The sequence below is a fragment of the Nocardioides sp. P5_C9_2 genome, from assembly GCF_054049555.1.
Genome location: NZ_JBFUMD010000372.1, coordinates 1 through 4,007, shown reverse-complemented (window position 1 = coordinate 4,007; position 4,007 = coordinate 1). Strand labels below are relative to the sequence as shown.

Genomic DNA, 4,007 nt, shown 5'->3' with positions numbered 1-4,007 from the left:
TCTGGCTGGACTCACCGAGCTTGGAGACCCCGGCGGTCAGCTCCTCGGGGGTGGCGTCCTCCTTGGCGAGCGTCTCCTTGAGGGCGTCGACGTCGGCCTTGACCTCGGTCTTGACGTCCTCGGGGAGCTTGTCGTCGTTGTCGGTGAGGAACTTCTCGGTCGTGTAGACGAGCGAGTCGGCCTGGTTGCGGACCTCGATGGCCTCGCGACGCTTGGCGTCCTCCTCGGCGTACTGCTCGGCCTCCTTGACCATCCGGGCGACCTCGTCCTTGGACAGCGCGGAGCCGCCGGAGATCGTCATCGACTGCTCGCGGCCGGACGCCTGGTCCTTGGCGGAGACGTGCACGATGCCGTTGGCGTCGATGTCGAAGGTGACCTCGATCTTCGGGATGCCGCGCGGTGCCGGCGGCAGGCCGGTGAGCTCGAAGTTGCCGAGGGGCTGGTTCTCGCCCCACATCGGGCGCTCGCCCTGGGCGACCTTGATCTCGACGGACGGCTGGTTGTCGTCGGCCGTCGTGAAGATCTCGGACCGCTTGGTCGGGATGGTGGTGTTGCGCTCGATCAGGGTGGTCATCACGCCGCCCTTGGTCTCGATGCCCAGCGACAGCGGGGTCACGTCGAGGAGCAGGACGTCCTTGACCTCGCCCTTGAGGACACCGGCCTGGAGGGCGGCACCGATGGCGACGACCTCGTCGGGGTTGACGCCCTTGTTGGGCTGCTTGCCGCCGAGGAGCTCGGTGACCAGCTCGCTCACGGCGGGCATGCGGGTGGAGCCACCCACGAGCACGACGTGGTCGATCTTGCTGACCTCGACGCCGCCGTCCTTGAGGACGCTCTGGAACGGCGCCTTGGTGCGGGCGAGCAGGTCGGCCGTCATCTTCTGGAACTCGGCGCGGGTCAGCTTCTCCTCGAAGTGGAGCGGGCCGCCCTCGCCGTGGGTGATGTAGGGAAGGTGGATCGTCGTCTCGGAGCTGGACGAGAGCTCGATCTTCGCCTTCTCCGCGGCCTCCTGGAGGCGCTGCTTGGCGATCTTGTCGGCCGCGAGGTCGACGCCGTTGGCGTTCTTGAACTTGGTGACCATCCAGCCGACGATGGCGTTGTCCCAGTCGTCACCACCGAGGTGGTTGTCACCGGAGGTCGCCTTGACCTCGACGACGCCCTCACCGATCTCCAGCAGGGACACGTCGAACGTGCCGCCACCGAGGTCGAAGACGAGGATCGTCTGGTCGTCGCCCTTGTCGAGGCCGTAGGCCAGCGCGGCGGCGGTCGGCTCGTTGACGATGCGGCTCACGTTGAGGCCCGCGATCTCGCCGGCCTCCTTGGTGGCCTGCCGCTGGGCGTCGGAGAAGTACGCCGGGACGGTGATGACCGCGTCGGTCACCGGCTCGCCGAGGTAGGCCTCGGCGTCGCGCTTGAGCTTCTGCAGCACGAACGCGCTGATCTGCTGCGGGGTGAAGGCCTTGTCGTCGATGTCGACCTTCCAGTCCTCGCCCATGTGGCGCTTGACGGACCGGATGGTGCGATCGACGTTGGTGACGGCCTGGCGCTTGGCGACCTCGCCCACCAGGACCTCACCGGACTTGGCGAACGCGACCACCGAGGGGGTGGTGCGCGCGCCCTCTGCGTTGGCGATGACGGTGGGTTCGCCACCTTCGAGTACGGCGACCACGCTGTTCGTCGTACCAAGGTCGATGCCGACGGCACGTGCCATGGGGTGTTACCTCCGCTGCGTTGACTGAATGGGGTTTGACTGAATGGGGTTTGACTGAATGGGGATGGCTGGAACGTCTGGGTGTGAGGTCATCCTGCCGACCTGCGGCGAGTCTGACAAACAAGTTGAGTCGGATCAACTCAAGTTCGTTCACGGGGCACAACGCATGACCCGGGTGGCTTGTTCCCCGGATCACGGACTCGTCACCAGAAGGCGTCAATTCGGCGCAATCCCCTGCGGGGAGGGTGGTCCAGACCGGATCATGGGGGCGTGACCACCCGGCTCGACCCGCGCCACCGCCCGCGCCACCTCTCCTACCTGGTGCCGGCGCTGCTGCTGCTCCTCCTGGCGGCCACCGTGGTCACCGTGCAGCTCGTCGAGCGCGCCGGGGCCGGCACCTCCTACTGCGCCCGGCACACCGTCCAGTCCGCCCAGCGCGCCGCGCTCGTGAGCGGCTCCGGGGCGCCCGTCACCGTGGTCGGCGACTCGTGGTCGGTGGGGCTGGGCCTCGACCAGCTCGCGGGATCGTGGCCCTCGCGACTGCCCGGTCGGGTCACCGTCGCCGGCTTCTCCGGCTCCGGCTTCAGCCGCAGCGCCAGCCCGTGCGGCGACGAGTCGTTCGGCACCCGGGCCGCCGGCATCGCGCCCCGGGGCCTGGTCGTCGTGGAGGGTGGCCTCAACGACTACGACCGCTCGACCATCGCGATCACGCTCGGCTTCGCGCGGCTGATGCAGACCCTCGAGGGGCGCCGGGTCGTCGTCGTGGGTCCCGCCTCCGCCCCGTCGCGCGCCGCCGCGGTCCCCCGCCWCGACCGGCTGCTGTCCCGTCTCGCCTCCGCCAGCGGGGTTCCGTACGTCGCGACGAGCGACCTGCGGCTGCCCTACCTGCCCGACCGGCTGCACCTGACGCCCGAGGGCCACGTGCTGTTCGGGGACGCGGTCGCCGACAGGCTCGCCGCGCTCGACCTCCGCTGACCCGCCTGCCGAGGCGGTCCGAGCGCACCGGCGTCAGCGGGTCCAGACGTACGGCGTCGTCGTGGTCACCGCGACGAGTCCGGAGCGCTGCAGGATCGGGCGCGACATCTCGGTGCAGTCGGAGTGGACGTACCGCACGCCGCGCTCGATCGCCGCACCCGCCCGGGCCGCGACCAGCGCCCGGTAGATCCCCCGGCCGCGGTGCTCGGGAGCGGTGGCGCCGCCCCAGATGCCGGCGAACTCGGTGCCCGGCACGACCTGGAGCCGGCCCGCGCAGACGACGGCGCCGTCGACCTCGGCCAGCCACAGCTCGGAGTCCCCCGCCTCCAGCGCGGCCAGCGACGACTCCACCGACGGCCCGCGGCCCGTGCCGAAGACCGACTTCTGCAGGGCGAGCATCGCCTCGACATCGCCCCTCAGGTCGCCGGAGTCGCCGACCCGGCGCACCGTCACGCCCGCGACCTCGACGGGTACGGCGAGCGCGGACGCCTCGCCGATCATCACCGTCTCGGGCGGCTCGGCCACCAGCCCGTGGGCGACGAGCCGGTCCCCCAGGTCCGCCGGCCAGTCGTGGCCGCGGGTCTTCCACTCGAAGGAGTCGACGCCGGTGCGGTCGCGGAAGTGCACGATCGCCCCCGAGATGAGGGTGTCGACGTCGTGGTCCTCCAGGGTCCGGTAGGTCACGAAGCCGCCGTGCTCGAAGGTGGCCAGCATCAGCGGGCCCAGCTCGACGACCTCGTCGGCGCGGCCCACCTCGCCCTCGCGGCGCAGCTGTTCGTCATAGGCCTCGAGGAGGTCGTGCGTGCTCGTCATTGCTACATCTTCACGCATTGCACAGACCTGCAACACGCAACTCATTGCCGCGGGGAGCCCGCGTCGCAACTCTGTGCACGTGCCCGCCACCCCCGTGGGCCTCCAGCGGCCGGAACTGGCCGCACACCCGAAAGGTTCGAACGCGTGAAGCGAACTCTTGTCGCGGGTCTCGGGACGATGGCCATCGCCGCCGTCCTGACGACCGCACCGATCACGGCCGCCACCTCCGCCGCCCCCCACCGGGCCACGTCCGCCCGCACCGACGGCACCCAGCTCGCCCAGGACGCCTCGCGGACCTGGATCGACAAGCACCCGGGCAAGGTCAAGGAGGCCCGCGGAGACGCGTTCGTCCGCACCGGCACCCTGAGCGGTGGCAACGAGACCCTGGCGGTCGCCTACGAGCGCACCCACCAGGGACTGCCGGTCGTCGGCGGCGACTTCGTGGTCCTCACCGACGCCTCCGGCGCCGTGCTGTCGACGTCGGTGGCCCAGGACCGTCCGGTGGAGC

The 4,007-nt window shown here is 70.5% G+C and carries 3 protein-coding genes and 1 pseudogene; 2 read left to right on the top strand and 2 right to left on the bottom strand.

What is annotated here, in order from left to right; genetic code table 11:
• On the bottom strand, window positions 1-1,711 hold a 1,711-nt coding region (gene dnaK / locus ACXJKL_RS16300; RefSeq protein WP_457208073.1), incomplete at its 3' end, for a molecular chaperone DnaK.
• Between the two features lie 270 nt (window positions 1,712-1,981).
• Here dnaK and ACXJKL_RS16295 point away from each other — a divergent pair.
• Window positions 1,982-2,686, top strand: a complete 705-nt coding sequence (locus ACXJKL_RS16295; RefSeq protein WP_457208072.1) for an SGNH/GDSL hydrolase family protein — start codon at window positions 1,982-1,984, stop codon at window positions 2,684-2,686.
• A 33-nt stretch (window positions 2,687-2,719) separates the two neighbouring features.
• Here ACXJKL_RS16295 and ACXJKL_RS16290 read toward each other — a convergent pair whose 3' ends face one another.
• Window positions 2,720-3,499, bottom strand: coding sequence for a GNAT family N-acetyltransferase (locus ACXJKL_RS16290; protein WP_457208071.1), 780 nt, complete (start codon window positions 3,497-3,499; stop codon window positions 2,720-2,722).
• A 144-nt stretch (window positions 3,500-3,643) separates the two neighbouring features.
• Between ACXJKL_RS16290 and ACXJKL_RS16285 the strand changes: the two are divergent.
• Window positions 3,644-4,007: pseudogene (locus ACXJKL_RS16285) on the top strand (hypothetical protein); the annotation flags it as partial.